Here is a 26761-nt window from a genome sequence, read left to right on the forward strand (position 1 = left end):
GGCATAATGGATATCAAACAGGATCTGGCACAAACGGTTGGCAACACCCCTTTGATCCGTCTGAAAGCGGCAAGCGAGGCCACCGGCTGTGACATTTACGGCAAGGCCGAGTTCATGAACCCGGGCCAGTCGGTCAAGGACCGCGCAGCCCTTTACATCATTCGTGATGCGATTGCGCGCGGTGACCTGAAACCGGGCGGCACGATCGTCGAAGGCACTGCGGGCAATACCGGCATCGGCCTTGCGCTTGTGGGGGCATCCATGGGGTTCAAGACCGTGATCGTGATCCCGGAAACCCAGTCCGAGGAAAAGAAGGATATGCTGCGTCTGGCCGGGGCCGAACTGGTTCAGGTGCCCGCCGCCCCCTATCGCAATCCCAACAACTACGTACGCTATTCCGGGCGTCTGGCCGCCAAACTGGCCGAGACGGAACCCAATGGCGCGATCTGGGCCAATCAATTTGACAATGTAGCCAATCGTCAGGCCCATGTGGAAACCACCGGGCCTGAGATCTGGGCCCAGACCGATGGCAAGGTGGACGGGTTCACCTGTGCGGTAGGGTCAGGTGGGACGCTTGCAGGGGTGGCCGAGGTGCTGCAGCCCAAGGGCGTGAAAATCGGCCTGGCAGACCCGGAAGGGGCAGCCCTTTACAGTTTCTACACCTCAGGCGAATTTGCCGCGACCGGTGGGTCGATCACCGAAGGGATCGGGCAGGGGCGGGTGACCGCCAACCTCGAAGGGTTCACCCCCGACATGTGTTTCCAGATCCCGGATGCCGAGGCGCTGCCTTTCGTGTTTGATCTGGTCGAGCAGGAAGGCCTGTGCCTGGGCGGATCTTCAGCGATCAATATCGCTGGCGCCGTGCGCATGGCCCGCGAGATGGGACCGGGCCACACGATCGTGACCATGCTCTGCGACTATGGCTCGCGCTATCAGTCCAAATTGTTCAATCCGTCTTTCCTGAAAGAAAAAGGGCTGCCGGTGCCCGCGTGGCTTGATCGCGAACCTGCTCTGCTGCCCGAGGTGTTCGAGGACATCTGATGATGCGCATTTTTCTCCTCCTCTTTGTCCTTGTGCTGGGTCTTCTGGCGGGGACGCCGGAAGGGGTGGCACAACAGGGCGCGGCCAGTTCGGCAGCGCCCTTTCCTGTGCCTGCCACACCGGTGGCGAATGGCGATGAAGGCCAGAAGCTTTATGTGTTGCGAAGCGATGGCAGCCCTGATTACACCGCCTGGGGCAAGCTCGCTGACCGGGTTGAACAGGCGCTTCAGGTGGGGCGGGCCTCTGACGGGGTGATGCGGGACCTGCGGGCTGAACTGGTGGATTGGCGTGGATTGTTTTCTGCGGCTAAGAGCGAAAATGATATTAGAATCAATACGCTAAAGACGCAAATTGCCACGCTCGGCCCCAAGCCGGAAGGTGAGGGGACAGAGCCTGCGATCCTTACCCAGCGACGTGAGGAGCTGTCCCGGGAACTCAGCGCAGCCCAGGCCCCGGTGCAAGCTGCCGAAGAGGCCCGTTCGCGCGCCAATGTGCTGATCGGTGAGATTGACAGTCTCTTGAGGGCGCGGCAGGCCGACCAGTTGCTGAGGTTGGGGCCGACCCCGATCAACCCGGTGCTCTGGCCCGCTGCGGTTGAGGATCTGGGGGCCTCGCTTCATCTGGTTGCCAGCGAGGTGAGATCGAATTTCGGCAGCGATGCCCAGCGGGCGGATTTGCTTGAGGATCTGCCGTTGACCGTCGTGTTGCTGGTGATTGGCGCGGTGTTGCTTGTGCGCGGGCGTATCTGGGTCATGCGCATGGGGGACGCGCTGCGGGCCCGACGCCGGGGAAGCTCGCGCGGGGTTGTTGGGGTTGTCGTTTCGATCGGGCAGGTTCTGGCCCCGCTGCTGGGCATGGTCCTGCTGGTTGAGGCGCTTAATCTTGTGGGTATTTTGGGGCTGCGGGGACAGGTTCTGGCGGACACGCTGCCCTCGGTTGCCGTGCTTGTATTCGGCAGCCTCTGGCTGGGCAACCGGGTGTTCGGTGTCGAAGGGGCGGACTGGCCTGTGCTGGAAATGCCCTCAACCGTGGCGCGGGCAGAAGCCCGGTTTGATGTGGCATTTCTCGGGGCCTTGCTGGCCCTGAAGCTGGTGCTGCAGACCCTTGCGGATCACGAGGGATATTCAGAGGCGACCTATGCGGTTCTGATTTTCCCGATCTATCTTGGGCTTGGGGTGCTTCTGGTGCGGCTTGGCCGTCTTCTGCGCCTTCATGCGAAGCTGCGTGCGCGCGATGAAGAGAGTGCAAGTTTCCGGTCCTCTGTGCTGGGGCTTGTCAGCACCATCACCACATTGGTCGGCTTTTTCGGCCCGACGGTTGCCGCAGTCGGGTATCAATCTCTGGCGGACGAGGTGCTGATCCCCTGGGTTCTGACCCTTGGCCTGCTGGCCCTGCTTGAAGTGCTGCACCGATTTGTTGTCAGCCTTTACGGGGTGATCCTGCGCAAGGATGAAGAGGAGGCGGGGCAGGCGCTCTGGCCTGTTCTCATCTCATTTGCGCTGGTGATCGCCACCTTGCCGCTTCTGGCGCTGATCTGGGGCGCACGCGTCACCGATCTGACCGAGCTGTGGACCGTTGTCATGAACGGTATCCAGTTGGGGGATGCCCGCCTGACACCACGCAGTTTCATGATCTTCGCGGCCGTGTTCCTTGTTGGTTACATGCTGACCCGCCTGTTGCAATCCATGCTGAAGTCGTCGGTCCTGCCAAAAACCAAGCTGGATATCGGCGGGCAGAATGCCATTTCGGCGGGGGTGGGCTATCTGGGCATTTTCCTCGCGGCGCTGATCGCAATCACCTCTGCGGGGCTGGATCTCAGCTCGGTGGCGATTGTTGCCGGGGCGCTGTCCGTGGGGATCGGGTTCGGCCTTCAGAACATCGTCTCGAACTTCATTTCCGGTATTATTTTGCTGGTGGAGCGTCCGATTTCCGAAGGGGACTGGATCGAAGTGGGCGGGCAGATGGGCTATGTGCGCGATATCTCCGTGCGCTCAACCCGGATCGAGACCTTTGACCGCTCGGATGTGATCCTGCCCAACTCCGACCTGATTTCCGGCGTGGTTACGAACTATACCCGTGGCAATGCAATCGGACGGATCATCCTGCCGGTTGGGGTTGGGTATGGAACCGATACCAAACGGGTCGAACAGGTGCTGCGCGAGATTGCCGAGGCGCATCCGATGGTGACGGTGAACCCGCCGCCCTCAGTGCTGTTCACCAATTTCGGGGCGGATGCGCTGGAGTTCGAGGTGCGGGCGATCCTGAGTGATGTCAATTTCTCGCTTTCGGTGAAAAGTGAATTGAATCATGAAATTGCCCGTCGTTTTGCCGAAGAAGGGTTCGAAATCCCGTTCGCGCAGCGCGACCTGTGGATCCGCAATCCGGAGGCATTGCGTCCGGCCCCCCCGCGTGAGGAAACGGCGCCCGCCCCGGTCCGGCCCGTTCCGGATGAGTTTACCATCGACGATATGCAGGACGGCGCAAGCGAAGCTGTGGATGGAGAGGGGGAAGAGTGAACCGCTTTACATGCAGGACGCCTATCTGAGGGAGGCCATGGCACGGGTTGTGGCCCATACCGACCAGGGTGGACTTGTTCTGGACCGCTGCCTTTTCTACCCGACAGGCGGTGGTCAGACCGGAGATGCGGGGTATCTGCGATGGGGCGGAGAACAGGTGGCGATTGCCACTGCGGTGAAGTCGCCCGAAGGACCGGTTCTGGTGCCCGAGGCGGGGTAGGTGCTGCCTCCGATTGGCAGCAAGGTCACCCAAGATCTCAATTGGGATCTCAGATGTGCGTCACATGCGGATGCTCACCGCGCTACACCTGCTGTCCGTGGTGATTCCCATGCCGGTGACAGGCGGCCAGATCGGGGCAGAGAAGTCGCGGCTGGATTTTGCCATGGAAACCCCGCCCGAAGACAAGCTGGCGCTGGAACAGGCACTGAACGCGCTGATTGCCCGTGATCTGTGCGTGTCCGAGCGATGGATCACGGATGAGGAGCTTGCCGCTAAAGCGTTTCGATTTTAACCTGACACAGGGCAAAAACACAGGGCAAAACCGAAACGCTGCAAGAGATCTCAATGTCGTGGGTGTTTCGGAATAACCATGTGTCTCAAGTTTATCCCGAAACGCTTTAATCCCGGTCTGGTGAAAACCATGTCGGTTCAGCCCCCGAAAGGGGCAGGACGGGTGCGCCTGGTGCGGATCGGCTCAGATGATGAGACGCAGGTGGATTTGCAACCTTGTGGGGGCACCCATGTGCGGCGCACCGGGGAAATCGGCCGGGTTCGCATTGGCAAGATTGAGAAAAAAGGGCGGATCAATCGCCGCGTGGCCCTGCATCTGGAGGCGTAAATCCAACTTTGGGCAGGGGCGCAGGGCGAGGGGTTTTCGCGCAAGAACAGTTTTTCGGCAATTTTGCGAAAGGTGCTTGAAACCCTTGGTCTTTCGCTATAGCAACACCGGCGGAGCGGTGGCCGAGTGGTCGAAGGCGCACGCCTGGAAAGTGTGTAGGCGGGGAACCGTCTCGAGGGTTCGAATCCCTTCCGCTCCGCCATTATCTTCTTTTGGCAAGAAAACCCCTCTAACACCTTGAATGGTAAGGTGGTTTTAGGTGTTTGAAGTCCTTCATTTCTTGTAAAGCCGATTTTCTCTGCAAAGGCCAGTCTCAGGACAGTGCGTTGGGCGATTAGGTTGCCACTTTTCCAGAGTTTCCAAGGGTTTGACAGGAATTGCAGTGCGTGTTCGAACATTTGCTCGAAGGTATGCATTGGCTTGCCTTGGTTTTGCAGTTTTTCGTCTAAAATCAGCTTCTCACGCTCCATCTTTTCGATGCGCTTTTCGTAGGCGGTAATCAGCGTTGGGCTATCCGCGTCTACTACGCGATCCAAAAGGCCTTCGATTTGATTATCCAGTTTGTTGCGCTCCGTGCAGATCAGGCGTTTTTCAGCCTCCATCTGCCCCGCACGTTGCCCCCAAGCGTCCTTGAACATTTTGGTTGCCATCGAGAACATCCCCTCAGACGGCGTGAGGCTTTGCATCAATTCGTCGAACTCCCCTTCCAGCACATCGCGGCGGATCGACTTGCGATAGCTGGGACAGCCTTTGGCGTGGCAGAGGTAATACGGATGTTTCTTGCCCGATTTGCTGGTGGACCAGCAAGCCGTCAGAGGCGTGTTGCAGTCATCGCAGCACACGGGACTATCCTGAATTTTGTGCTCTGGCGTGGTAGCTCAAGAATGAGGAGACCCACGTATGAGCATCGACAAAGACCTTTTGGACCAGCTGATGGATGGGCGTTCGCCCGGTGATCTGTTTGGTAAAGATGGCGTTCTGGCTGAATTGACGAAAGCGCTGGCGGAACGTGCCCTGAGTGCGGAATTGGACGATCATCTGACAGAAGACCGGTCTGATCCGCCGTCTGAAGGGGCAAACCAGCCGCCAAATCGGCGCAATGGCAGCAGCCAAAAGACGGTAACGACCGGCAGTGGCAAGGTTGTTCTGGACATTCCCCGCGACCGCAACGGCAGCTTCGATCCGCTGCTGATCGCCAAGTATCAGCGGCGGTTTTCCGAGTTCGACACCAAGATCATCAGCATGTATGCGCGCGGCATGACGACCCGGGAAATCCAGGGCCATATTGAGGAGATTTACGGCGTTGAGGCGTCCCCCAGCCTGATCTCGGCGATCACCGGCGCTGTCATGGACGAGGTCACTGCCTGGCAGACCCGCCCGCTGGAACCGTGCTATCCGGTCGTGTTCATGGACGCGAGCGTGGAAGCCGAGATGGCGATCTTTGAATACATCAACGGGTTCTATAATCCGCGCCGCCGTCACTCAGCACTGGGCTGGAAAAGCCCCGTGGCATTCGAACGGAAGGTGGCTTAACAGGTCGCTGAAATAGTCGCTGAGCCGGAACGCTTTCCCGTCGTCAGGTCCGGTTCGACTGAAGTGTCATGTCTGTCGGCGCGCCCACGGCTCGCTTCTGGGGCCATCTTTCCCTTCATACCGCCAGCAACCTCGGCAGCGGGGCAAGGTTGTTGGCGGCCATGGTCAGGATGAAGCGGGATCGGATGCGTTCGACGCCCCGATACATGGTCTGCGCCATGCCGCCGACGGTTTTGGCCCATCCGAACGGCTCTTCGATCTTCTTTCGGTGCTGCTGGGATAGAGCGTAGCCCTCGTGCCGGGTGGTTCGGCCATCGATTGCTGAAAATCTCGTTTTCTGGGCGACATGGGGCGTGACGCAGGCTTGGCGCAGGTCGGACACGAACCCGGCCGCGTCATATCCCTTGTCGGCACCCAGCGTCAGCTGCCGCGTCGATCCGGGGGAATGTCGATGGATCATGTCCAGTGCCGCCTTGCGCTCGGCATGACCGTCCATTGCCCGGCAGGCGATTGCGCAGCAATCTGCCGAGAGGGGCCTGGGTCAGATCACCCTGCACGACCAGCCCGTTGCGGTTCTCCATCAGAGTATGCCCCATGAAGCACAGCATGGCACCCGTGCCGGGGGATTTCTTGTAAAGGCGCGCATCCGGATCGGTGGTCGAGGCATGCGTCGCGTTCGAGCGCTTCTCGCCCTTGAAGTCGACCTCGGCATTGCGGTGGTGGCGTTTGTTGCGGGGCATCGGGTCTGTCTCGGCTGGGGTCTCGGAAGGCGCGGTCTCGCGGTGCGCCAGGATCGCCGCCATTACCTTGCGCGACATTTCCGTGGTCAGCAGCCGGTCGCGGTTCTTGGTGAATACCGTGGGGACCCATACCGGATCGTCGATCCCGAGGCCCACAAACCAGCGAAACATCAGGTTGTAATCCATCTGTTCCATCAACTGCCGTTCGGAGCGGATCGAGAACAGGATCTGGAGCAAGCTCGCCCGGATCAGCCGTTCCGGCGGGATCGAGGGGCGCCCAAAATCGGTGTAAAGCGCCTCGAATTCGGCATCGAGGCTGACCAGGGCGTCATTGACCACCTGTCTGATCTCGCGCAGCGGGTGCCGAGACGGGATGCGCTCCTCCAGATCAACATAGCTGAACAGCGACCCGATCGCTTCGTCCGTCCCGCGCATCATACCCCCCCCCCGCCGTAACCATCCCGGATGGTGAATCATGTTCTCAAACCGCTGTCGAGGCAGGACTATTTCAGCAGCCTGTTAAACGAGCACCTGGCGCGGCACGAAAGCGCGACAGGTCCAATATTGCTCTCAAAGGGCCGGAACTAAACCGGAACAAGTCCAGTGGATTGGCGAGCCCTGACCGTGCCGGTACCGTTGCTGAGCATTAGGAACGATGGTTGGGGCACCCAGCTGTTTTGTCAGGGTAGGGGAGAAATGCCGATGACGAACTCATGTGCCCAGACGGTCAAGGTAAAAAGCACAATCCCCAGAGCGAAACGGACACTCCCGTTTATACTTGGCTTGAAACCAAGGTGAGTTTTACGCAATGCCTCCCAGGTTTCAGCTCCCAATTCTCGACGTGTTCGCCTGTTGATGATTGTCCGGCCAAACAGGGAAAATAATCCAAACAGTCCAAACATGATCACATGTGCCAGATCGCCATTTGCCACCAGATGTGCACCTGACCAAAGCAAAAGTGCGACAAGTAGCGGGTGATGGAACCAACCGACAATGCCCGGATCATTCGGATCAAAACGTGCGTTGTTACTGCCCCCAAAAGATAGGGGATTGGGGCGTCCGGCCGATAACGTGACAAGGATAATTGCCAGAAACATCAAGGTCAGGGCCAGATGATTTTGCCAGCTTTCCCAATGCCAGATAGGAATATGGGGGGCGGTTTGGGCAGCCATGATCAATACGGTCAGTGCTGCAATGGATAGGATGCTATAGGCCAGTGTGAAGCCCCGCTTGCCGAGGACACTTACCAGGCGGTGTTTGACCTTCGGTCGGGTGGGGATCGAGTGGCTGAGGAAGAAAAAGAGAATACCAAGTAAGAAATTGCTCCAGTCCTGCATCTGCCATCCCTTTTGAAAACTGTTCTTGTCTTGCTGTGTAGCGGAGCAGGATCTGAAACGAAATGTGGAAATGGAGTCTTATTCCGCCATTAGCATGAGAGAGATGGTCCCAAGTGCCCACTAAAGCGTTTCGGGATAAACTAGAGGTGGTCGCGGAAATTTGGGCCAGTCGTTAACCAGTCGTTAAGGTGGATCGCATGATGAAAGTGATGATCCAAAATGAAGAAAAGAAAGAACCATTCGCCCGAGTTCAAGGCCAAGGTTGCGCTTGAGGCGATCCGCGAAGAAATGACGTTGGCTGAGCTGTCCAAGAAGTACGGCGTCCAACATGAAACGTAATGGCATCAATGTGGTCGGCACCGTGTACGACGGTTAATGCGTCTGATGCGTTTGGTTCCGATCTATCAGGAACCAAACGCCAGCAAGAAGCATCCACAGCATAAGGTCTGGCCATACTTGCTGCGCAACATGGTGATTGATCGTCCGAACCAAGCCTGGTGCGCGGATATTGCTTACATACCCCCTCTCGGCAGATTTGCCCTGCAAATCGCCTGCCGGGCAATGGATGCGGCGCGGGTTTTTGTACCTTATCGCCATTATGGATTGGCACAGCCGCAAAGTGTTGAGCTGGCAGCTATCGAACAGCATGGACGCAGATTTTTGCGTGGAGGCTCTGAAAGAGGCTTTGGCCAATCACGGCACACCGGAAATCTTCAACAGTGACCAAGGCAGCCAGTTCACCAGTGGCGCATGGATCGACGTGTTGGTGGACGCAAAGATAAAGATCAGCATGGATGGGAAAGGCGCTTGGCGTGACAACCGGATGATCGAGCGACTGTGGCGCTCGTTGAAGTACGAATGCGTCTATCTGAATGCCTTTGAGACAGGCTCAGAAATGCGCACCGGGATCGGCAAGTGGCTGAGCTACTATAATTCCGAACGCCCGCACTCGACACACGGCTTGTTGACCCCCGATGAAGCCTATGCAAGCAAAACACAGCCGATGAAAATAGCAGCCTAATGAACCCCTGATCCACCTTAAACCGGCTGCAAACTGGTCTAAAATTTAGGACAACCTCTTGTCCCAGTGCAGGTCCACGGCGTTCAGTTCGATATGCGCCACGGCATGCAGAAGCGCGATGCGTCCTTCCGGGCTGCCGGGTTTGCGTTTGGGCACATCACGCGGATCTTTCAGTTCGGGATGGTCCGGTCGGGCGGGAAAATCCGGTGGGGAGGCGGTCCCGATCTCTGGCAGATCTCCACCGGTGCGTGCGGCAAACCATTCTGCGGCGTAACGGCGTGACAGGGCACATTTTTCGCGACCATCAGCTGTGCGCAGCACCTCCTCGGCCATCCGGGCCAGTGGTTTGGAACGCTGGGGACGGGTCATTGTTGAACCAGTTCGCGCGCGGCCTCGAGCACGGCCTGGGCGTGATCCTTGACCTTGACCTTTGTCCAGGCTTTGGCGATTTTGCCTTCGGCATCAATCAGATAGGTGGTGCGGGTGATGCCAAGATAAACCCGGCCATAGTTCTTTTTCTCGCCCCATGTTCCGTAGGCCTCGCAGACCTGCGCATCCGCATCAGACAAAAGAGGCACGGTCAGCGCCTGCTTGGCGCGGAAATTTTCGTGACGTTTAAGGCTGTCCTTCGAGATCCCGAAGACCTGCACGCCCAGCGACTGGAAATCGGGCAGAAGGGATGAGAAATCCTGTGCCTCGGTGGTGCAGCCGGGGGTGCTGTCCTTGGGGTAGAAAAACAAAACAACAGGCGCACGTGCGCCGTCCTTTTCGACCCGTGACAAGGTGACCGGATCTCCCCCGTCCTGGGGCAATGTGAAATCTGGCGCAATTGCGCCTGTTTTCAATGGGGTTGCGTCCATTGCTTGGCTTCCTTCCCGATGCGGTTTAGCTATTCACAGGCTTTTGTTTTACGGCCAAAAAGCGCAATATGAAAGGGCGCGGTCAATCGGGGGAAGGTCTTGTGAAAAAGACCAAACCGAAGGGCGGTTTTCGGAGCAGTTGGTGAAAGGCACGCTCGGCACATATGGGCACATCAGACAACCATATTCTCCACGCGCCCGTGACGGGCAGCGAGGATGGCGGCAAGGATGGTGGCGCGACGGTCGATATTGTGCCGAAGATCGAGCACGACCAGGGCCTGCCCGACAATACCGCGCCGATTTCAGGCCCCGATGGACCGATGTGCCCGATTGCAGCGCGAAAAGCCCGCAGACGCCGCCGCTTGAAATGGCATCTGAGCATCTGGACCGTGCTTCTGGCCGTGGGGGCTGTGCTTTTCGCGATCATGCTGTCCATGTCCCTGACGGGTCGGGTTGTGACGCTGCCGGACTGGCTGACCCGGCAGGTCGAAACGGTGATCAATCAACAGACAGACAAGGCGGACCTGTCCCTGCACCGGCTGGAGTTCGGTTTCAGTCCTAAGGGAATCCCTCGTCTGCGCATGGTGGATGTAGGCATCAAGGATCAGACCGGTCTGGAAGTGGCGCGATTGAATGCAGTTGAAGGGGGCATGCGTCTTGGCGATGTGCTGCGCGGTGAGATCAAACCCGCATGGCTGCGCCTTTATGGTGCGCAGGTAACCCTTCGCAGGCGCGCCAATGGTGAGTTTGATCTGAGTTTCGGGGCCGGTGGCGGGGCAACCGGGGATCTTGCCACCATTCTCGACGTGATCGACAGCGAATTTTCGTCCGGCAAGCTATCCGGGCTTGAGGATATCACGACCGAAGCACTGACAATTACGCTTGAGGATGCCCGCTCGGGCCGGTTGTGGCAGGTGACCGATGGGAGGCTCAAGGTCACCCATAACGATGAAGCGGTGGATATCAGCGTCGCCTTTGACGTGTTCAACCAGACCGAGGAACTGGCCGAGACCATCTTGGGGTTCCGTGCGTTCAAGGGGCGCACCGGGGCCACGATGACCGCGACCTTCAAGAACGCACTTGCCCAGGACATCGCGGCCCAATCCCCGGTGATGGCGTTCCTGTCAGTGGTGGACGCCCCGATTTCCGGCGCTTTGCATACGGTCATCAATGATGCAGGCGGAATTGAAGATCTGGCGGGCACATTGGAGTTTGGCGAAGGGGCCATCACGCCGGGCGAGGGGGTCGCGCCGATCCGGTTTGACGGTGGCAAGGTCTATATGGATTATGACCCGGAACGGGAGCGTATTGATTTTGCTGAGATTTCCGTTCTTTCTGATTGGGGGGAGGCGAAAATAGACGGTCATGCCTACCTGCGTGGCTGGGATCGGGGCTGGCCTGCTGAACTGATCGGCCAACTGGCGCTGTCATCTGCTCGGATTTCTCCGCCAGACCTGTTTGAGGGGCCGGTTGATCTTGCTGGTGGGCAGGCGGATTTTCGTCTGCGTCTCGATCCTTTTGAACTCGATCTGGGGGCGTTATCCGTCAGCTATGACGATGGGGTGAACCCGGTGACAGCCACCGGTCGCGGGCGCGCTGCGGTGCGCAATCAAAGCTGGGATCTGGCGCTGGATCTGACTGCGAAGAAAGTGACGCCGGAGCAGGTGGTGACCTTCTGGCCGATCCGCGAGAAAAGCCTCAAATCCCGCACCTGGACCAAAAAAAATGTCCATTCCGGTTATCTTGAGGATGTGAGTGCCTCGGTTCGGGTGAAGCCGGGGCAGAAGCCGGTTGTGGCGGTCAGTTCGGATTTCAAGGACCTCAAAGCAACCGTCGTGCGTGACATGGTGCCGGTCGAGGAGGCGTCGGGCCGGCTCTATATTGAAAACAACCAATTGATTGTGGCCGCTGACAAAGGGGTGGTGCGTCCCGAGGGGCATGAGGCGATAGACATTGCCGGAACGCGTTTTGTTGTTCTTGACATGAAGACCAAACCAGCGCCCGCGCGGGTGGATCTGAACCTGCGCGGTGCGGTGCCGGCCGCGCTTGATGTGCTGTCCAAACCGCCGTTTCGGATCTTCAAGCACAGCAAGACACTTGGACCGGATGTGGTGTCCGGCGGAAGGTTCGCGCTTACCGGACCTATCCATCTGGTGTTGAAGCGTAAACTGCGCCCGCAAGAGGCGGAATATGACCTGAATGCAACCCTGCGCGATGTGGTCAGCGATCGCCTGATCCCTGAAGAGGTCTTGCGACTGAAAAGCGGTGAGCTTTCGGCCCGCAATGACGCCATCATCCTGACCGGGCAGGGGCGTTTGGGCAATGCGCCGCTCAGCACAAAATGGGTCATGCCGCTGGATCCGGAAACCGGGCGCGGGCAGGCGTCACGTGTCACCGGTGACCTGCCGCTGGACCAGCGCCTGCTGGATGAACTTCAGATCGAACTGCCCAAGGGAACGCTGAGCGGACGCGGCACATTGTCTTATGAGATCACTCTTGCGCCAGATACGCCACCACGCCTGACGGCCCGATCTGACCTGAGGGGCGTGGGGCTTGCGATCAGCGCGCTTGGTTGGTCCAAACCCAGCGCCGCCAAAGGGGATTTGCGGCTGGAGGCGGTGTTGAGCAAACCGGCTGCCATTCCGTCCTTCGAAATCAAGGCGCCAGGGTTTTCCGCAGTTGGACAGATGCGGTTTAATGCCCAAAAAGAGCTGGAAGCTGCCGAGTTTTCCGAGGTCAGTCTGGGAGGGTGGCTGAAAGCTCCGGTCACGTTGGTTGGTCGCGGCAAGGGCGTGCCCCCCGCGATTTCGGTCAGGGGGGGCACGTTGGATATGCGCAAGGCCACCCTGGGCGGTGGCAAAGGGGGGGGCAGCGTTCAAGGGGCAGTGCCCATTGATCTGCAGCTGGATCGCCTGATCGTGTCGAACGGAATTGTCCTGACCGGGTTTGCCGGGGATTTTACACAGCATAACGGAACCACCGGCACCTTTAAGGCCCGCGTTGCCAATGGTCCGGCCATTTCGGGGGTGGTGGCCCCACAGGCCAAAGGAACGGCCATTCGCATCACCTCAGCCAATGCTGGGGGGGTGATGAAAGCGGCGGGGGTGTTCAAATCCGCCGTCGGCGGCAAGATGAACCTTGTTCTGGCGCCTGGCGGTGCAAAGGGCACTTATGATGGTGAAGTCAAGATTTCGGATATCTCGGTCAGGGAGGCCCCGGCCATGGCAGAGCTGCTCTCGGCCATCTCTGTTGTCGGTCTTTTGCAGCAGTTGGGCGGGCAGGGCATTCAGTTCAATGAGGTCGAGGGCCGCTTCCGCCTCGATCCCGAAAAGGTCTCGGTCTATCGCAGTTCGGCAGTTGGACCGTCCATGGGGATTTCGATGGACGGGTATTATCATCTGGGCAGCAGCAGGATGGAGATGCAGGGGGTGGTGTCGCCCTTTTATTTCTTGAATTCCATCGGCCGGGTCATGGCGCGCAAAGGCGAGGGGCTGGTTGGGTTCAATTACAGCCTTGAGGGCACGCCGGACCAGCCGAATGTAAACGTAAATCTGCTCTCGCTTTTTACGCCGGGGATCTTTAGAGACATCTTCCGTCGCAAACCGCCGCCCAAACCGCCTCAACCGAACTGATCCCGGACAAGAATACCCGATGAAACTGAGTGATTTCGATTTCGACCTGCCTGAAGAGCTGATCGCAACCCGCCCTGTGCGCCCGCGTCCGGCCAGCCGGATGCTTGTGGCGACCCCGGGGGGGCAGGTGGATGCCCATGTGCGTGACCTGTGTGACTGGCTGCGTCCTGGTGACCGGCTGGTGCTGAACAATACCAAGGTCATTCCCGGCCGCCTGTTTGGGACCCGCAGCCGCGCGGGGCAGGCGCCTGGGGAAGGGCAGGCAAAAATCGAAGTGACGCTTTTGTCTCCCACCGCGGACGGGCATTGGCGTGCGATGATCAAACCCCTGCGCAAGGTGCGTGAGGGGGAGGTGATCGCGTTTGCCGCAGGGCTGAGTGCAACCCTCTTGAACAAGCAAGACGGGCAAGGGGCATTGGCCTTCAACATGTCCGGGGCGGATTTTGACGCAGCCCTGCAAGAGGCCGGGGAAATGCCGCTTCCCCCTTATATCGCGGCCAAGCGCGCGGCTGACGCGCAGGATGCCGTGGATTACCAGACCGTCTTTGCCAAGAAGACCGGCGCCGTCGCCGCCCCGACTGCCTCGCTTCATTTCGACGAGGCGCTTTTGGCCCGTGTGGCCGAGATGGGCGTCGGGATCACTGAGGTGACGCTTCATGTCGGGGCCGGGACGTTTCTGCCGGTCAAGGTGGATGATGTGCGGGATCATAAAATGCATGCGGAATGGGGGCATGTTTCCGAAAATGCGGCGGAGGAGATCAATGCGACCAAGGCGGCGGGCGGTCGGGTGATCCCGGTGGGCACCACCGCATTGCGACTGATTGAAAGCGCAGCCACCTCGCAGGGGCAGATTGCGGCCTGGGCGGGGGAGACGGATATTTTCATCATGCCCGGATATGGGTTTAAAATCGCCGATGGGCTGATGACCAATTTCCACCTGCCGAAATCAACCCTGATGATGCTGGTGTCGGCCCTGATGGGGCAGGGTCGGATGCGCGCGGTTTACCAGCATGCAATCACGCATCGGTACCGCTTCTTCTCTTATGGCGATTCCTCTTTGCTGCTTCCCGGAGGGGTCGGGTGACGAAACGCGACTTTAACAGGTCGTGATTGTCAGATATTTGATACAGATCCTCTCTATTTTGAGGGATCGGTTTGTCTCTGCCGAGGACCAAAGCATTTCAGGATGAACCTGACACAGGGGAAACTGAGATATGGTAAGAGATATCAGAAATGTGGGCGTTTTGGGGTAAGCATACGCCTCAAGTTTATCCCGATACGCTTTAGGAGGCGGATATGTTTCAGGTGTTGAAAAGCTCATGGGCGCTGCTCTTGGGAATGATGCTGTTGATGGTTGGGAACGGCGTCCAGGGCACGCTGCTTGGGATTCGCGGGGGGATCGAAGGGTTTTCCACGTTTCACATGTCCATTGTCATGTCGGGCTATTTTGCGGGTTTTCTGTTCGGGTCACGTCTGACGCCGCTGATGATCCGGCGCGTTGGCCATGTGCGGGTCTTTGCGGCCCTCGGATCGTTCATCTCGGCTGTGCTGATCCTATATCCCGCGATGACCCACCCCATCGCCTGGACCGCCCTGCGTGTGGTCATCGGGTTCTGTTTTTCCGGCGTGTATGTGACGGCTGAAAGCTGGCTCAACAATGCCGCCGACAATGAGAACCGCGGTAAGGCATTGTCGCTGTATCTCATCGTTCAGATGGTGGGGATCATCACTGCGCAATATCTTCTGGTGCTGGGGGATCCCGGTGGCTTTATGCTGTTCATCCTGCCTTCGGTGCTTGTGTCGATCGCCTTTGCCCCGATCCTTCTGTCAATCAGCCCCACCCCCGCTTTTGAAAACACCAAGGGGATGAGCCTGCGTGAGCTGTTTTTACTGTCTCCCCTGGGCTTTGTCGGCATCATGGTGGTCGGCGGCGTTTATGCAGCCATGTTTGGCATGTCGGCGGTGTTTGGCAGTGAAATCGGGATGTCAGTAGGGGAAATCTCGTTTTTCGTGTCGATGTTCTATATCGGCGGTTTGGTGTTGCAATACCCGATTGGCTGGATCTCTGACCGGGCAGACCGTCGACGGCTGATCCTGGTTGTTGCCGGCATCGCGGGTGTGGCGTCGTTTGTCCCCCTGTTTGCGGGTTCCAGTTATTACGCATTCCTGGTGGCCGCATTTTTTGTCGGCGGTATGACCAATCCGCTTTATGCGCTGCTGCTGGCTTATGTGAACGACTATCTGGACGTTGATAACATGGCCGCCGCGTCTGCGGGTCTGATTTTCGTGAATGGTATCGGCGCAATCATGGGGCCGGTTGTGACGGGGTGGATCATGAGTGTGCTGGGGCCGCTGGGCTTTTTTGTCTATATGGGGACCCTTCTCCTGCTGCTTTTGGGATATGGCCTGTGGCGGTCCACCCGGCGCGCGGCGCCTGCCATGGATGATACCAGCAGCTACATGACCATGTCGCCGGCGGCCTCCCCCGTGGCTGTTGATATGGCACAGGAAGTTTGGGCCGAAGAGGCAAATGAAGGAGACATGGCGCAGGGCTGACTGTCCCGCGACCACCGCATCGGCCTGCTCGCTCCACTGATGGTTTTGTCGGTGGAGCAGCCATCCCGATCCGCTCCGTTCACCAGAATGGCGGGAATGTTACATTTTTTTGGGAAGAATATTTCAAGATGTTACCTGGTTAAGGAAAGATATTGCGCATGAGTGGTGGGATTTGTAACGATTCCATGAACGAGCAGGCGTAGAGGAGGGCACAATGTGTGCGCCGAGTGAAATTATTGACTTCTGGGTAAACGACGTTGGACCGGATGGGTGGTATCAGGGATCAGAAGAGCTTGATGCCCGTATTCGGGACCGGTTTGAAAAAGAATGGGAGGCCGCGCAGAGCGGAGCGTATAGCGATTGGATGAGGGATGCGGAGTGCGCGCTGGCCTATATCATCCTCATGGACCAGTTGCCGCGAAATATGTTCCGCGGCAGTGGCAAGGCATTTGCGACCGATCATCTGGCCCGCTCTGCGGCCAAACGTGCGATCTCAAAAGGGTGGGACAAGCGCGTTCCCGAACCACAGCGTCAGTTCTTTTATCTTCCCCTGATGCATAGCGAAAACCTCCCGGATCAGGAACGTTGCGTGCGCCTGATGCTGACAAGGATGGAAGGGGGCGCTTCGGACAGCAATGTCCTGCATGCCCAGGTGCATCGCGAAGTGATCCGCCGTTTCGGTCGATTTCCCTATCGTAACAATGTCTTGGCACGCCCCTCGACCGGGCCCGAAATGGCGTTTCTGGCAGAAGGGGGCTATGCCGCGATCCTGAACCAGTTTGCCGCCTGAAGACGGGCTGTCGAACCGTCCAGACCTGATAAGGCTGCACCTTTGGTGCAGCCTTTTTTATTGGCCCGAGGTGAAAAAAACAGCACACTGATCATGGAAAGATGGAAATTGACGTTTTTTCAAGGAGATGCCCTGATTCCGACTGTCTGTCAAATTCATTGATCCGTTGAACAAAATAGTTTAATGCCAAACTATATTTGCAGACCGGTATCTAAACCAGGAGGAAACCATGGCCGCGAAATCCTTTGATACAATTGTTGTTGGTGCTGGCCCGGGGGGCTATGTCGCTGCGATCCGCGCGGCCCAGCTGGGTCAGAATGTGGCCATCATCGAGCGTGAAAACCTGGGAGGGATCTGTCTGAACTGGGGATGCATCCCGACAAAGGCGCTGCTGCGCTCGGCCGAAGTGTTTCATCTGATGCATCGCGCCAAGGAATTCGGCCTGTCGGCGGACAAGATTGATTATGATTTGCCAGCCATTGTGAAACGCTCTCGTGGTGTGGCAAAGCAACTGTCTTCCGGGATCGGTCATCTGATGAAAAAGAACAAGATTACCGTGGTGATGGGGGAGGCGACCCTTCCTGCAAAGGGCAAGGTCTCGGTCAAAACGGACAAAGGTGTCGAAGAGCTGTCCGCTCCGAACATTATTCTTGCCACGGGCGCGCGTGCGCGGGAACTGCCGGGGCTGGAGGCCGATGGCGATCTGGTCTGGACCTATCGCCATGCGTTGAACCCGCCGCGGATGCCCAAGAAGCTCCTCGTGATCGGCTCCGGGGCGATTGGTATTGAATTTGCGAGCTTCTTCAACACATTAGGCGCTGACACCACTGTGGTTGAGGTGATGGATCGGGTGCTTCCGGTGGAAGATGCGGAGATCTCGGGTTTTGCCAAGAAATCTTTCGTGAAGCAGGGGCTGAAGATCATGGAAAAAGCCATGGTTAAGCAGCTCGACCGTGCCAAGGGCAAGGTGACTGCCCATATCGAAGTGGGTGGCAAGGTTGAAAAGCAGGAATTTGACACGGTGATTTCGGCGGTCGGCATTGTCGGCAATGTGGAAGGGCTGGGTCTGGAAGAGCTTGGTGTGAAGATTGACCGCACCCATGTGGTCACCGACGCCTATTGCCGCACCGGTGTGGATGGTCTTTATGCGATTGGCGATATTGCCGGTGCGCCATGGCTTGCTCACAAGGCCAGCCATGAAGGTGTGATGGTGGCCGAACTGATCAATGGCCTGCATGCTCATCCGGTCAAACCAGAAAGCATTCCGGGCTGCACCTATTGTCACCCGCAGGTGGCCTCGGTCGGACTGTCAGAGGCCAAGGCCAAGGAGCAGGGCTATGAGGTCAAGGTCGGCCGTTTCCCGTTTATCGGCAACGGCAAGGCGATTGCCATGGGGGATGCCGAAGGCATGATCAAAACCGTGTTTGACGCCAAAACCGGCGAGCTGTTGGGCGCCCATATGGTGGGCCCGGAAGTGACCGAGATGATCCAGGGCTACGTGGTCGGCAAGACGCTCGAAACCACGGAAGAAGAGCTGATGCACACGGTCTTCCCGCACCCAACGATCAGTGAATCGATGCATGAGGCCGTGCTTGACGCCTATGGTCGCGCATTGCACATCTGATCTAAGGGTCTGATATTAAAGGAAACCCGCGCTGATCTGGCGCGGGTTTTCCATTGTCGGGATCTTATCGCGTGACTTCCCCACCAGCCTGATGCCAATGGCCGAGGCCACCAATATTATAGACCTCATCATAGCCGAGCTTTTTCAGGATACGGATGCCCATCGCTGAGCGTGCACCTGAGGCGCAGTAAAGGGCGACCGGTTTGGATGGGTCGATCGCCTTGTTGAAATCCGGCCCCTTGGGGTCACATTGAAAAGGCATCACGGACAGGGGAACCACCAGTGCCCCCTTGGCTTTGCCGGTCATCTGCACTTCACCGGCGTCGCGAACATCAATCACGGTGATTTCGCCTGCCTTGGCTTTGCGAACTGCGTCTTGCGGAGCCATTTTCGCGCCGCCCATCATGAACCCGAACATGTTTTGCCTCTCTTGATGCTTGTGCAAGGCATATAGAGCGCTGCAGGGGGTGGTCAATATGACCTCCCTATAAATATTCAAAAAAAGAGATGTGAGTTGGTGAATTCTTGCCGTATGTCAGGATGTTCCATCTATGTTCTCACTTTTCGATTGTCCCGATGGGCTGTTTGCCCTATCGGTTAAAGCTAAGTGAACAGGGCTGTGCAGGAGAGATCGGCGCGGCAAAGGGGGCAAAATGGCCGAGCTTAAGGAAATCCAGGTGCGCGGGGCGCGCGAACATAACCTCAAATCGATTGATGTGGATATTCCACGCGACGAGTTGGTGGTGATCACCGGCTTGTCCGGGTCGGGGAAATCCTCGCTTGCCTTTGATACGATCTATGCGGAAGGGCAGCGACGCTATGTGGAAAGCCTGTCTGCGTATGCGCGCCAATTCCTTGATATGATGGAAAAACCGGATGTGGATCATATTGCGGGCCTGTCGCCCGCGATCTCCATCGAACAAAAGACCACGTCCAAAAACCCGCGTTCAACCGTGGGCACGGTTACGGAAATTTACGACTACCTGCGCCTGCTTTTTGCCCGCGCGGGCACGCCGTATTCACCTGCCACCGGCCTGCCGATTGAGGCGCAGCAGGTCCAGGATATGGTGGATCGGGTCATGGCCATGGAAGAGGGCACGCGTGCCTGTTTGCTGGCCCCGATCGTGCGTGACCGAAAAGGTGAATATCGGAAGGAATTTCAAGAGCTTCAGAAGAAGGGTTTCCAGCGCGTCAAGGTGAATGGGGAGATGTATGAGCTTGATGCGCCCCCCACGCTTGATAAAAAGTTTCGCCATAATATTGATGTTGTCGTGGACCGGATTGTGGTGCGCGAGGGGATGGCGCAGCGATTGGCTGACAGTTTTCGCACCGCGCTGGACCTGGCTGATGGCATTGCCGTTCTGGAAACAGCCCCGCGAGAGGGAGAGCCGGAAAATTTCACGTTCTCCGAGAATTTTGCCTGCCCCGAGAGTGGTTTCACCATCCCCGAGATCGAGCCGCGCCTGTTTTCCTTCAACGCCCCGTTTGGGGCCTGCCCGGCATGTGATGGTCTGGGGAAAGAGCTGTTTTTCGATGAACGCCTTGTGGTGCCGGATGTGACCCTGAAAGTTTATGACGGGGCGCTGGCGCCCTGGCGCAAGGGCAAATCCCCCTATTTTCTGCAAACGATTGAGAGCATTGCAAAACATTACGAATTTGACCGGAACACCCCCTGGAAGGATCTGCCGAAACATGTGCAGCAGATCTTTCTTTACGGATCTGGTGGGGAAGAGATCCCCTTCCGATTTGATGAAGGGGGGCGGGTTTATGAAGTCACGCGGCCATTTGAGGGTGTTATTCCCAATATGGAACGGCGCTATCGCGAAACCGACAGCAACTGGGTGCGGGAGGAGTTTGAACGCTACCAGAACAACCGTTCTTGCGGGGCGTGTGGCGGCTATCGTCTGAAGGACGAGGCGCTGGCGGTGAAAATCGGTCCGGCAGAGAACCTGATGCATATCGGGCAGGTCGTGCAGCTTTCGATCCGCGAGGCTCTGGCATGGATCGAAGAGGCGCCAAAGTCGCTTTCGCCGCAAAAGGCAGAGATCGCCCGCGCGATTGTAAAAGAGATCCGCGAACGGCTGGGCTTCTTGAACAATGTCGGCCTTGAATATCTGACCCTTGCGCGCAATTCCGGCACACTTTCGGGTGGGGAGAGTCAGCGGATCCGGCTGGCAAGCCAGATCGGATCGGGTCTGACCGGTGTACTCTACGTGTTGGATGAACCGTCAATTGGCCTGCACCAGCGCGATAATGGGCGGTTGCTGCAAACGCTCAAGAACCTGCGTGATCAGGGCAACACGGTGATTGTGGTCGAACATGATGAAGAGGCCATTCGCGAGGCAGATTACGTGCTGGATATCGGGCCGGGGGCAGGGGTGCACGGGGGCGAGATCATCGCCCGTGGCACGCCGCAGCAAATTGCCGAAACCGCTGATTCCATTACGGGTCAATATCTTACCGGGGTGCGTGAAATCCCGGTCCCTTCAGAACGGCGCAAGGGGAATGGCAAGAAAATCACCGTGAAAAAGGCCACGGGAAACAACCTGAAAAATGTGACGGCGGATTTCCCGTTGGGCAAGTTTGTCTGTGTGACCGGGGTGTCGGGCGGGGGGAAATCCACCCTGACGATTGAAACATTGTTCAAGACCGCCTCGATGCGCCTGAATGGTGCGCGGCAGACACCTGCGCCCTGTGAGACCATCAAGGGGCTGGAGCATCTGGACAAGGTGATCGACATTGATCAGCGTCCGATTGGGCGCACACCGCGTTCGAACCCGGCGACCTATACCGGCGCCTTTACCCCGATCCGCGAATGGTTTGCCGGGCTGCCCGAGGCGAAAACCCGTGGATACAAGCCAGGCCGGTTCAGCTTCAACGTCAAAGGGGGGCGTTGTGAGGCCTGCCAGGGGGATGGGGTCATCAAGATCGAAATGCACTTCCTGCCCGACGTTTATGTCACCTGCGAAACATGCAAGGGCGCGCGCTATAACCGGGAAACGCTTGAGGTCACTTTCAAAGGCAAGTCGATTGCAGATGTGCTTGATATGACTGTCGAGGATGCGCAGGAATTCTTTCAGGCGGTGCCTACGATCCGGGAAAAGATGGACGCGCTGATGCGGGTTGGTCTGGGCTATATCAAGGTGGGGCAGCAGGCCACCACCCTGTCTGGTGGCGAAGCGCAGCGGGTGAAATTGTCAAAGGAGCTGTCAAAGCGCTCAACCGGACGCACCCTTTATATTCTGGATGAACCCACCACCGGACTGCATTTTGAAGATGTGCGTAAGCTGTTGGAAGTTTTGCATGAATTGGTGGATCAGGGGAATTCTGTTGTGGTGATCGAACACAATCTCGACGTGGTGAAAACGGCGGATCATATTATTGATATCGGGCCAGAGGGCGGCGATGGCGGGGGCACGATTGTGGCCAAGGGCACACCGGAACAGGTTGCAAAGGTCGTGGAAAGTCACACCGGGCGTTATCTCAAGGATATGCTGTGATGCCCAAACCTGTCCTGGCCGTCCTTGCGATTGTTCTGCGTGGTCAGGACGTGCTTTTGGTGAAGCGTAGGAACGAACCGGATGCAGGTCTTTGGGGCTTTCCCGGTGGACGGTTGGAATATGGAGAAACGCTTGAAGAGGGGGCGTGTCGGGAGCTTTTCGAAGAAACCGGGGTGCGGGCCTCTGCCGAGCGGTTTTTGGACCTGCAGGAGGTGATCAAACCACCGCTTCCGGGGCAGGGTGAACCGGCGTTTCACTACGTTCTTCTGGGGATCAAGTGCCGCTATGAAGGCGGGGAACCCTCAGCGGCTGATGACGCGTTGGAAGCCCGGTTTGTGCCTTATGAGGATGTGTTTAAAGCGCGCTTGCCGCTGTGTGATCAGGTGGCTGACATGCTGCAGCGCGCCTTGGAATAAAAGAAAAACCGCCCGGATTTGTCCGGGCGGTTTTTTTGATGTCAGAGGGGTGTCGCAGGGCTTAGCCGTCGAAATCAACCTCTTGCACCAGCTTCAATGCGGCGGGGCGTTCCTTGGCGACTTCCATCAGGTTCAGGCTGTCAGCGGTAAAGCTGCCCCAGCTTTTCACCAGCTCATCCGCCTCGGTGCCCGGTGCAATCGGGTATTCAAAGTTCTGCGCCGCATAGATTTCCTGCGCTTCCGGCGAGGACAGGAATTCCATCAGCTTCACAGCATTGTCCTTGTTCGGCGCGTATTTGGTCAATGCCATGCCCGACAGGTTCACATGGGTGCCGTCCCCTTCGAAGACCGGGAACACCACGTTCACGCTGTTGGCCCAGGCTTTCTGCTCCTCATCCGAAAGCATCTTGCCCATGTAATAGGTGTTGCCGATCGAGATGTCACATTCGCCGGCCCAGATCGCCTTGACCTGTGCGCGGTCATTACCTTGCGGTTTGCGGGCGAGGTTGGATTTCACCCCTTCCAGCCAGGTCTTGGTGGCCTCTTCACCATGGTGCTTCAGATAGGCCGAAACCAGCGCCAGGGTGTAGGAATGGGTGCCGGAACGGGTGCAGATGCGCCCCTTCCACTTCGGATCGGCCAGATCTTCATAAGTGGTCACGTCCCCTTCCGCCACACGGTCTTTCGAGGCATAGACGATGCGCGCGCGCGAGGTCAGGCCGAACCACTGGTCTGCGGGGTCACGGAACTCAGCCGGGATATTTGCTTCCAGTGTTTCGGATTGTACAGGCTGGGTCAGGTCCGCTTCCACAACGCCATTCAGACGCGAGATGTCGGTGGTCAGCACCAGGTCGGCGGGCGAACGTTTTCCCTCGGATTGAAGGCGCTCAATCATGCCCTTTTGCAAAAACGCCACATTGACGTCGATGCCGGTTTCCTTGGTGAAAGCGTCCATCAGCGGCTGGATCAGCTCGGGCTGGCGATAGGAATAAACATTCACCTCGTCGGCCGAGGCCATGACGGGCAGGGCGGTGGTCAGGGCAAGTGCAGCGGTGAGGGTGCGGGTGAAGGTCATCATGCGACTCCTTGGAGCATCAATTTCATTGCGCGCCTTAAACCTGACAAAAACACTTTGGTCAATACCTGATTAAAAAAATCAGGCAAAAGATCGCCGGTTTTATCTGTTTTTCAGTTTGTCTGCCGCTCGGATCTCGTTCCAAAGGGCATCCATTTCGTCCAATGAACTGTCTTCCGGCTGGCGGCCCTGTTCTGCAAGGCGTTGTTCAATATAGGAAAATCGCCGCTCAAATTTGGCGTTGGCCTTGCGCAGCGCCTCTTCAGGTTCGACGTCCAGATGGCGGGCAAGGTTGGCGATGACAAACAGCAGATCCCCCATTTCCTCGCGGATTTCATCCTGGGTCAGCCGGTTTTTTGCCTCGACCAATTCGCGTGCCTCTTCCTGAATTTTGTCGAGGACCTGTGTGGTTTCGGGCCAGTCAAACCCAACGCGGGCCGCGCGTTTTTGCAATTTGGCCGCGCGCAGCAGGGCGGGCAGGCCGATGGCCACTCCGTCCAGCACACCTTTTTGCGCCTTTGCCGCGCGTTCCGCTGCCTTGATGGTTTCCCAATCCCGCGTCTGCTGTTGGGCGGATTTATCCCGGCTTTCGTTGCCAAATACATGAGGATGGCGGGCAACCATTTTGTCTGACATGCTATCGGCCACATCATCAAAGCTGAACAGCCCCTTTTCCTCGGCCATCTGTGCGTGGAAAACGGATTGAAACAACAGATCCCCCAACTCGCCTTTCAACTCCTCCCAGGCTTCGCGTTCGATTGCATCTGCCACCTCATAGGCCTCTTCGATCGTGTAGGGCGCGATGGTCGAGAAGTCCTGCTCGATATCCCAGGGGCAGCCCGACTTTGGATCCCTGAGGCGGCGCATGATTTCACGCAGCCTCTCCACCCCGCCATTGGGCCCGCCATTGGAGTTGTGCACGATCTGATCAGATGTTTTCGCCATTGCAATTGTCCTTCATTTCGGGGAAGCCTGCCCTCAGTTGTCAGGCCTGAGTTAAAGGAGGTGCCGATGCCCATTATCAACCGTATCGCTGATTTTGGCGAAGATATGAAGACCTGGCGGCGCTGGATGCATGCCCATCCAGAATTTGGGCTCGAATGTCACCAGACTGCCGCCTATGTGGTGGAGCGGCTGAGAGAGTTTGGCGTGGATGAAATTCACGAGAAAATAGGTGTCTCGGGGGTGGTGGCCGTGATCAATGGGCAGGGAAAAGGCCCAACCATTGGTTTGCGCGCCGATATGGATGCCCTGCCAATGCAAGAAATGACCGGGTTGGAATATGCGTCTCAAACGGACGGTATGATGCATGCATGTGGGCATGACGGCCATACAACCATGTTGCTCGGCGCGGCCAGATATCTTGCGGAAACCCGCAATTTTTCAGGGCGCGTGGCACTGATTTTCCAACCTGCCGAGGAGAATTTCGGCGGGGCAAAATACATGTGCGATGACGGCATGATGGACCGGTTTGGCATCCAGGAGGTTTACGCTCTTCATAATCTTCCGGGCGAAGAGCTGGGCAGTTTCATCACCATGCCTGGCCCGTTGATGGCGGCGGAGGACACGCTGCGGGTCAACGTGACCGGCGTCGGGGGGCACGGGGCGCATCCGGACGAATGCCGTGATCCGATCATGGCGCTGGTCTCGATTGCTCAGGCGCTGCAGAGCATTGTCAGTCGCAACCTGCCGCCGATGGAGCAGCTGGTGATTTCCGTCACGCAGGTGCATGGCGGCACAGTGGATAACGTGATCCCGGAAACCGCCTGGCTTGAGGCGACGATCCGTTCTTTCACACCAGAGGTTCGGGACCTGGCGGAAAGGCGGGTGCGCGAGATTGTGGCCGGGCTTGCTGCCGGGTTCGATGTTTCGGCAGAGGTGGTCTATGATCGCGGCTATCCCGCGACTGTGAACCATGCGGAGCAGACCGAATTTGCACTTGGGATTGCCCGTGAGCTTTCTGGGGAGGCGCGGGTTGATGGAAATGGCGGTCTTTCCATGGGGGCGGAGGATTTTGCCTATATGCTGGAAGAGCGACCAGGGGCTTACCTCTATCTTGGACAGGGCGAGGGGCCGTATGTGCACCACCCGGAATATGATTTTAATGACGACGCTTCCCCCTATGGGGCCAGCTTCTTTGCGCGATTGGTTGAAAAGCGGCAGCCTGTGAAATGATCAATATTTGATCAAATTTATGGATTGTCTGCACGAAATGTGTTAAACTGGTCAAAAGTATTGGTCAGACAATGGCCACATCCAACAGGAGAAAGCCATGGCACTGGAAGACGCCAGCAAAGAGGTGGACACCGCGATCACCCGTGATGGGTTCAAGGGGTTGTCTTTTGAAAATACCTTTGGGGGGATCACATCCTTTTTGCGACGCACCTTCACCAAGGATCTGCGCAATGTGGATATTGCCGTGACCGGGGTGCCGTTTGATCAGGCTGTCACCAATCGCCCCGGCACCCGTCTGGGTCCACGGGCGATCCGCGAAGCGTCGGCATTGCAATCCCCTGATCCGGCCTATGGCTGGGGCTTTGATGTTCTCAGCGAGTTTGCCATCGCCGATTATGGTGATCTGGCGTTTGACTATGCGAATACGGCCCAGTTCCCGACCACGCTGGAACAACATATCGCCGGCATTCTGGATCAGGATTGTGCAACGCTCACGCTGGGTGGGGACCATTACATCACTTATCCGATTTTGCGCGCATATGCCAAGAAATATGGCCCTTTGAGCCTGTTGCAATTCGATGCGCACACCGACACCTGGCCCGATGATGACCTTACGCGGGTGGATCATGGCACCATGTTTTACAAAGCGGTGAAAGAGGGGATCGTAGACCCCCGGCGTTCGGTCCAGGTGGGTATTCGCACCACAAACGAAGACACGCTTGGTGTGAATATCATTGATGCGCGTGAAGTGCATGAGACCGGTCCGCAGGCGGTGGCGAAGAAGATCAAATCTATTCTGGGAACACATCAAACCTATCTGACCTTTGATATTGATGGTCTGGATCCGGCGTTTGCGCCGGGGACCGGAACGCCGGTCTGGGGGGGGCTGACCTCTGCGCAGGCATCGATCATTCTGCGCGATATTGCTGGCATCCATCTGGTTGGCGGGGATGTGGTTGAGGTGTCCCCGCCTTTTGATACCACCGGGGCCACGGCGATTGCCGGGGCGCATGTGGCGATGGAGATCCTGAATCTCTGGGCCTGGACCCGACGCTGACACTCTTTTTGTCCAACATATGATCATATCAGGGGGAGGCCGCCCGTAA

The 26761-nt window shown here is 57.6% G+C and carries 16 protein-coding genes, 1 tRNA gene and 7 pseudogenes; 17 read left to right on the forward strand and 7 right to left on the reverse strand.

Annotated features, from left to right (window positions below):
- The first annotated feature begins 6 nt into the window (after positions 1-6).
- From AKJ29_RS13790 to AKJ29_RS20625, 7 genes and pseudogenes are all read left to right on the forward strand, one after another.
- Positions 7-1041 carry a cysteine synthase A gene (locus tag AKJ29_RS13790; protein ID WP_055191776.1) on the forward strand — a complete coding sequence of 345 codons (1035 nt, stop codon included), beginning with the start codon at positions 7-9 and terminating at the stop codon, positions 1039-1041.
- A 2-nt stretch (positions 1042-1043) separates the two neighbouring features.
- A complete protein-coding gene (locus AKJ29_RS13795; RefSeq protein ID WP_152972461.1) occupies positions 1044-3557 on the forward strand; it encodes a DUF3772 domain-containing protein in 2514 nt (837 codons plus the stop codon).
- Positions 3538-4051 (forward strand): annotated as a pseudogene (locus tag AKJ29_RS19430) (alanyl-tRNA editing protein); the annotation flags it as partial. The gene AKJ29_RS13795 and the pseudogene AKJ29_RS19430, both read left to right, overlap by 20 nt.
- Positions 4052-4177: 126 nt before the next feature.
- Positions 4178-4396 (forward strand): annotated as a pseudogene (locus tag AKJ29_RS18965) (alanyl-tRNA editing protein); the annotation flags it as partial.
- A 112-nt stretch (positions 4397-4508) separates the two neighbouring features.
- A tRNA-Ser gene (locus AKJ29_RS13805) sits at positions 4509-4598 on the forward strand.
- Positions 4599-5296: 698 nt separating this feature from the next.
- Positions 5297-5812: pseudogene (locus AKJ29_RS13810) on the forward strand (transposase); the annotation flags it as partial.
- A 6-nt stretch (positions 5813-5818) separates the two neighbouring features.
- Positions 5819-5929, forward strand: a pseudogene (locus AKJ29_RS20625) (IS3 family transposase); the annotation flags it as partial.
- Between the two features lie 115 nt (positions 5930-6044).
- On the opposite strand, the pseudogene AKJ29_RS13815 reads toward AKJ29_RS20625, so the two are convergent.
- Positions 6045-7104 (reverse strand): annotated as a pseudogene (locus AKJ29_RS13815) (IS5 family transposase).
- A 245-nt stretch (positions 7105-7349) separates the two neighbouring features.
- Positions 7350-8006 carry an NnrU family protein gene (locus tag AKJ29_RS13820; protein ID WP_055191780.1) on the reverse strand — a complete coding sequence of 219 codons (657 nt, stop codon included), beginning with the start codon at positions 8004-8006 and terminating at the stop codon, positions 7350-7352.
- Between the two features lie 342 nt (positions 8007-8348).
- On the opposite strand from AKJ29_RS13820, the pseudogene AKJ29_RS19435 reads away from it, so the two are divergent.
- Positions 8349-9027: pseudogene (locus AKJ29_RS19435) on the forward strand (IS3 family transposase); the annotation flags it as partial.
- 60 nt (positions 9028-9087) lie between these two features.
- On the opposite strand, the pseudogene AKJ29_RS13835 reads toward AKJ29_RS19435, so the two are convergent.
- Together AKJ29_RS13835 and bcp are read right to left on the reverse strand one after the other, a co-directional pair.
- Positions 9088-9396 (reverse strand): annotated as a pseudogene (locus tag AKJ29_RS13835) (DUF455 family protein); the annotation flags it as partial.
- Entirely contained in the window at positions 9393-9887 is a 495-nt protein-coding gene (bcp, locus tag AKJ29_RS13840; RefSeq protein ID WP_055191784.1) for a thioredoxin-dependent thiol peroxidase, read from the reverse strand. The pseudogene AKJ29_RS13835 and the gene bcp, both read right to left, overlap by 4 nt.
- A gap of 200 nt (positions 9888-10087) precedes the next feature.
- Between bcp and AKJ29_RS13845 the strand changes: the two genes are divergently transcribed.
- From AKJ29_RS13845 to lpdA, 5 genes are all read left to right on the forward strand, one after another.
- A complete protein-coding gene (locus AKJ29_RS13845; RefSeq protein ID WP_161805429.1) occupies positions 10088-13519 on the forward strand; it encodes a DUF3971 domain-containing protein in 3432 nt (1143 codons plus the stop codon).
- Between the two features lie 19 nt (positions 13520-13538).
- Positions 13539-14603 carry a tRNA preQ1(34) S-adenosylmethionine ribosyltransferase-isomerase QueA gene (gene queA / locus AKJ29_RS13850; protein WP_055191788.1) on the forward strand — a complete coding sequence of 355 codons (1065 nt, stop codon included), beginning with the start codon at positions 13539-13541 and terminating at the stop codon, positions 14601-14603.
- 212 nt (positions 14604-14815) lie between these two features.
- Positions 14816-16075 carry an MFS transporter gene (locus AKJ29_RS13855; RefSeq protein WP_055191790.1) on the forward strand — a complete coding sequence of 420 codons (1260 nt, stop codon included), beginning with the start codon at positions 14816-14818 and terminating at the stop codon, positions 16073-16075.
- Between the two features lie 214 nt (positions 16076-16289).
- Positions 16290-16865 (forward strand): DUF924 family protein, encoded by a 576-nt coding sequence (locus AKJ29_RS13860; RefSeq protein WP_055191792.1) that lies wholly within the window; start codon positions 16290-16292, stop codon positions 16863-16865.
- 229 nt (positions 16866-17094) lie between these two features.
- Positions 17095-18489: a dihydrolipoyl dehydrogenase gene (gene lpdA, locus AKJ29_RS13865; protein ID WP_055191795.1), complete on the forward strand. Its 1395-nt coding sequence runs from the start codon at positions 17095-17097 to the stop codon at positions 18487-18489.
- A 64-nt stretch (positions 18490-18553) separates the two neighbouring features.
- On the opposite strand, the gene AKJ29_RS13870 is transcribed toward lpdA, so the two are convergent.
- A complete protein-coding gene (locus AKJ29_RS13870; RefSeq protein ID WP_055191797.1) occupies positions 18554-18907 on the reverse strand; it encodes a rhodanese-like domain-containing protein in 354 nt (117 codons plus the stop codon).
- Between the two features lie 235 nt (positions 18908-19142).
- Here AKJ29_RS13870 and uvrA point away from each other — a divergent pair, with 235 nt between their 5' ends.
- Positions 19143-21989, forward strand: coding sequence for an excinuclease ABC subunit UvrA (uvrA, locus tag AKJ29_RS13875; RefSeq protein ID WP_055191800.1), 2847 nt, complete (start codon positions 19143-19145; stop codon positions 21987-21989).
- On the forward strand, positions 21989-22405 hold the full coding sequence (locus tag AKJ29_RS13880; RefSeq protein WP_055191802.1) for an NUDIX hydrolase: 417 nt from the start codon (positions 21989-21991) through the stop codon (positions 22403-22405). The genes uvrA and AKJ29_RS13880 overlap by 1 nt, the downstream gene beginning before the upstream one ends.
- A gap of 61 nt (positions 22406-22466) precedes the next feature.
- Here AKJ29_RS13880 and AKJ29_RS13885 read toward each other — a convergent pair whose 3' ends face one another.
- Together AKJ29_RS13885 and mazG are read right to left on the reverse strand one after the other, a co-directional pair.
- Positions 22467-23480 (reverse strand): Fe(3+) ABC transporter substrate-binding protein, encoded by a 1014-nt coding sequence (locus AKJ29_RS13885; RefSeq protein ID WP_055192473.1) that lies wholly within the window; start codon positions 23478-23480, stop codon positions 22467-22469.
- Positions 23481-23582: 102 nt separating this feature from the next.
- Positions 23583-24425 carry a nucleoside triphosphate pyrophosphohydrolase gene (gene mazG, locus AKJ29_RS13890; protein ID WP_055191804.1) on the reverse strand — a complete coding sequence of 281 codons (843 nt, stop codon included), beginning with the start codon at positions 24423-24425 and terminating at the stop codon, positions 23583-23585.
- 66 nt (positions 24426-24491) lie between these two features.
- Here mazG and AKJ29_RS13895 point away from each other — a divergent pair, with 66 nt between their 5' ends.
- Together AKJ29_RS13895 and speB are read left to right on the forward strand one after the other, a co-directional pair.
- Positions 24492-25655 (forward strand): M20 aminoacylase family protein, encoded by a 1164-nt coding sequence (locus AKJ29_RS13895; protein WP_055191806.1) that lies wholly within the window; start codon positions 24492-24494, stop codon positions 25653-25655.
- Between the two features lie 97 nt (positions 25656-25752).
- Positions 25753-26712 (forward strand): agmatinase, encoded by a 960-nt coding sequence (gene speB, locus AKJ29_RS13900; protein ID WP_055191808.1) that lies wholly within the window; start codon positions 25753-25755, stop codon positions 26710-26712.
- Positions 26713-26761 lie beyond the last annotated feature (49 nt).

This window comes from Aliiroseovarius crassostreae, assembly GCF_001307765.1.
GTDB lineage: Bacteria > Pseudomonadota > Alphaproteobacteria > Rhodobacterales > Rhodobacteraceae > Aliiroseovarius > Aliiroseovarius crassostreae.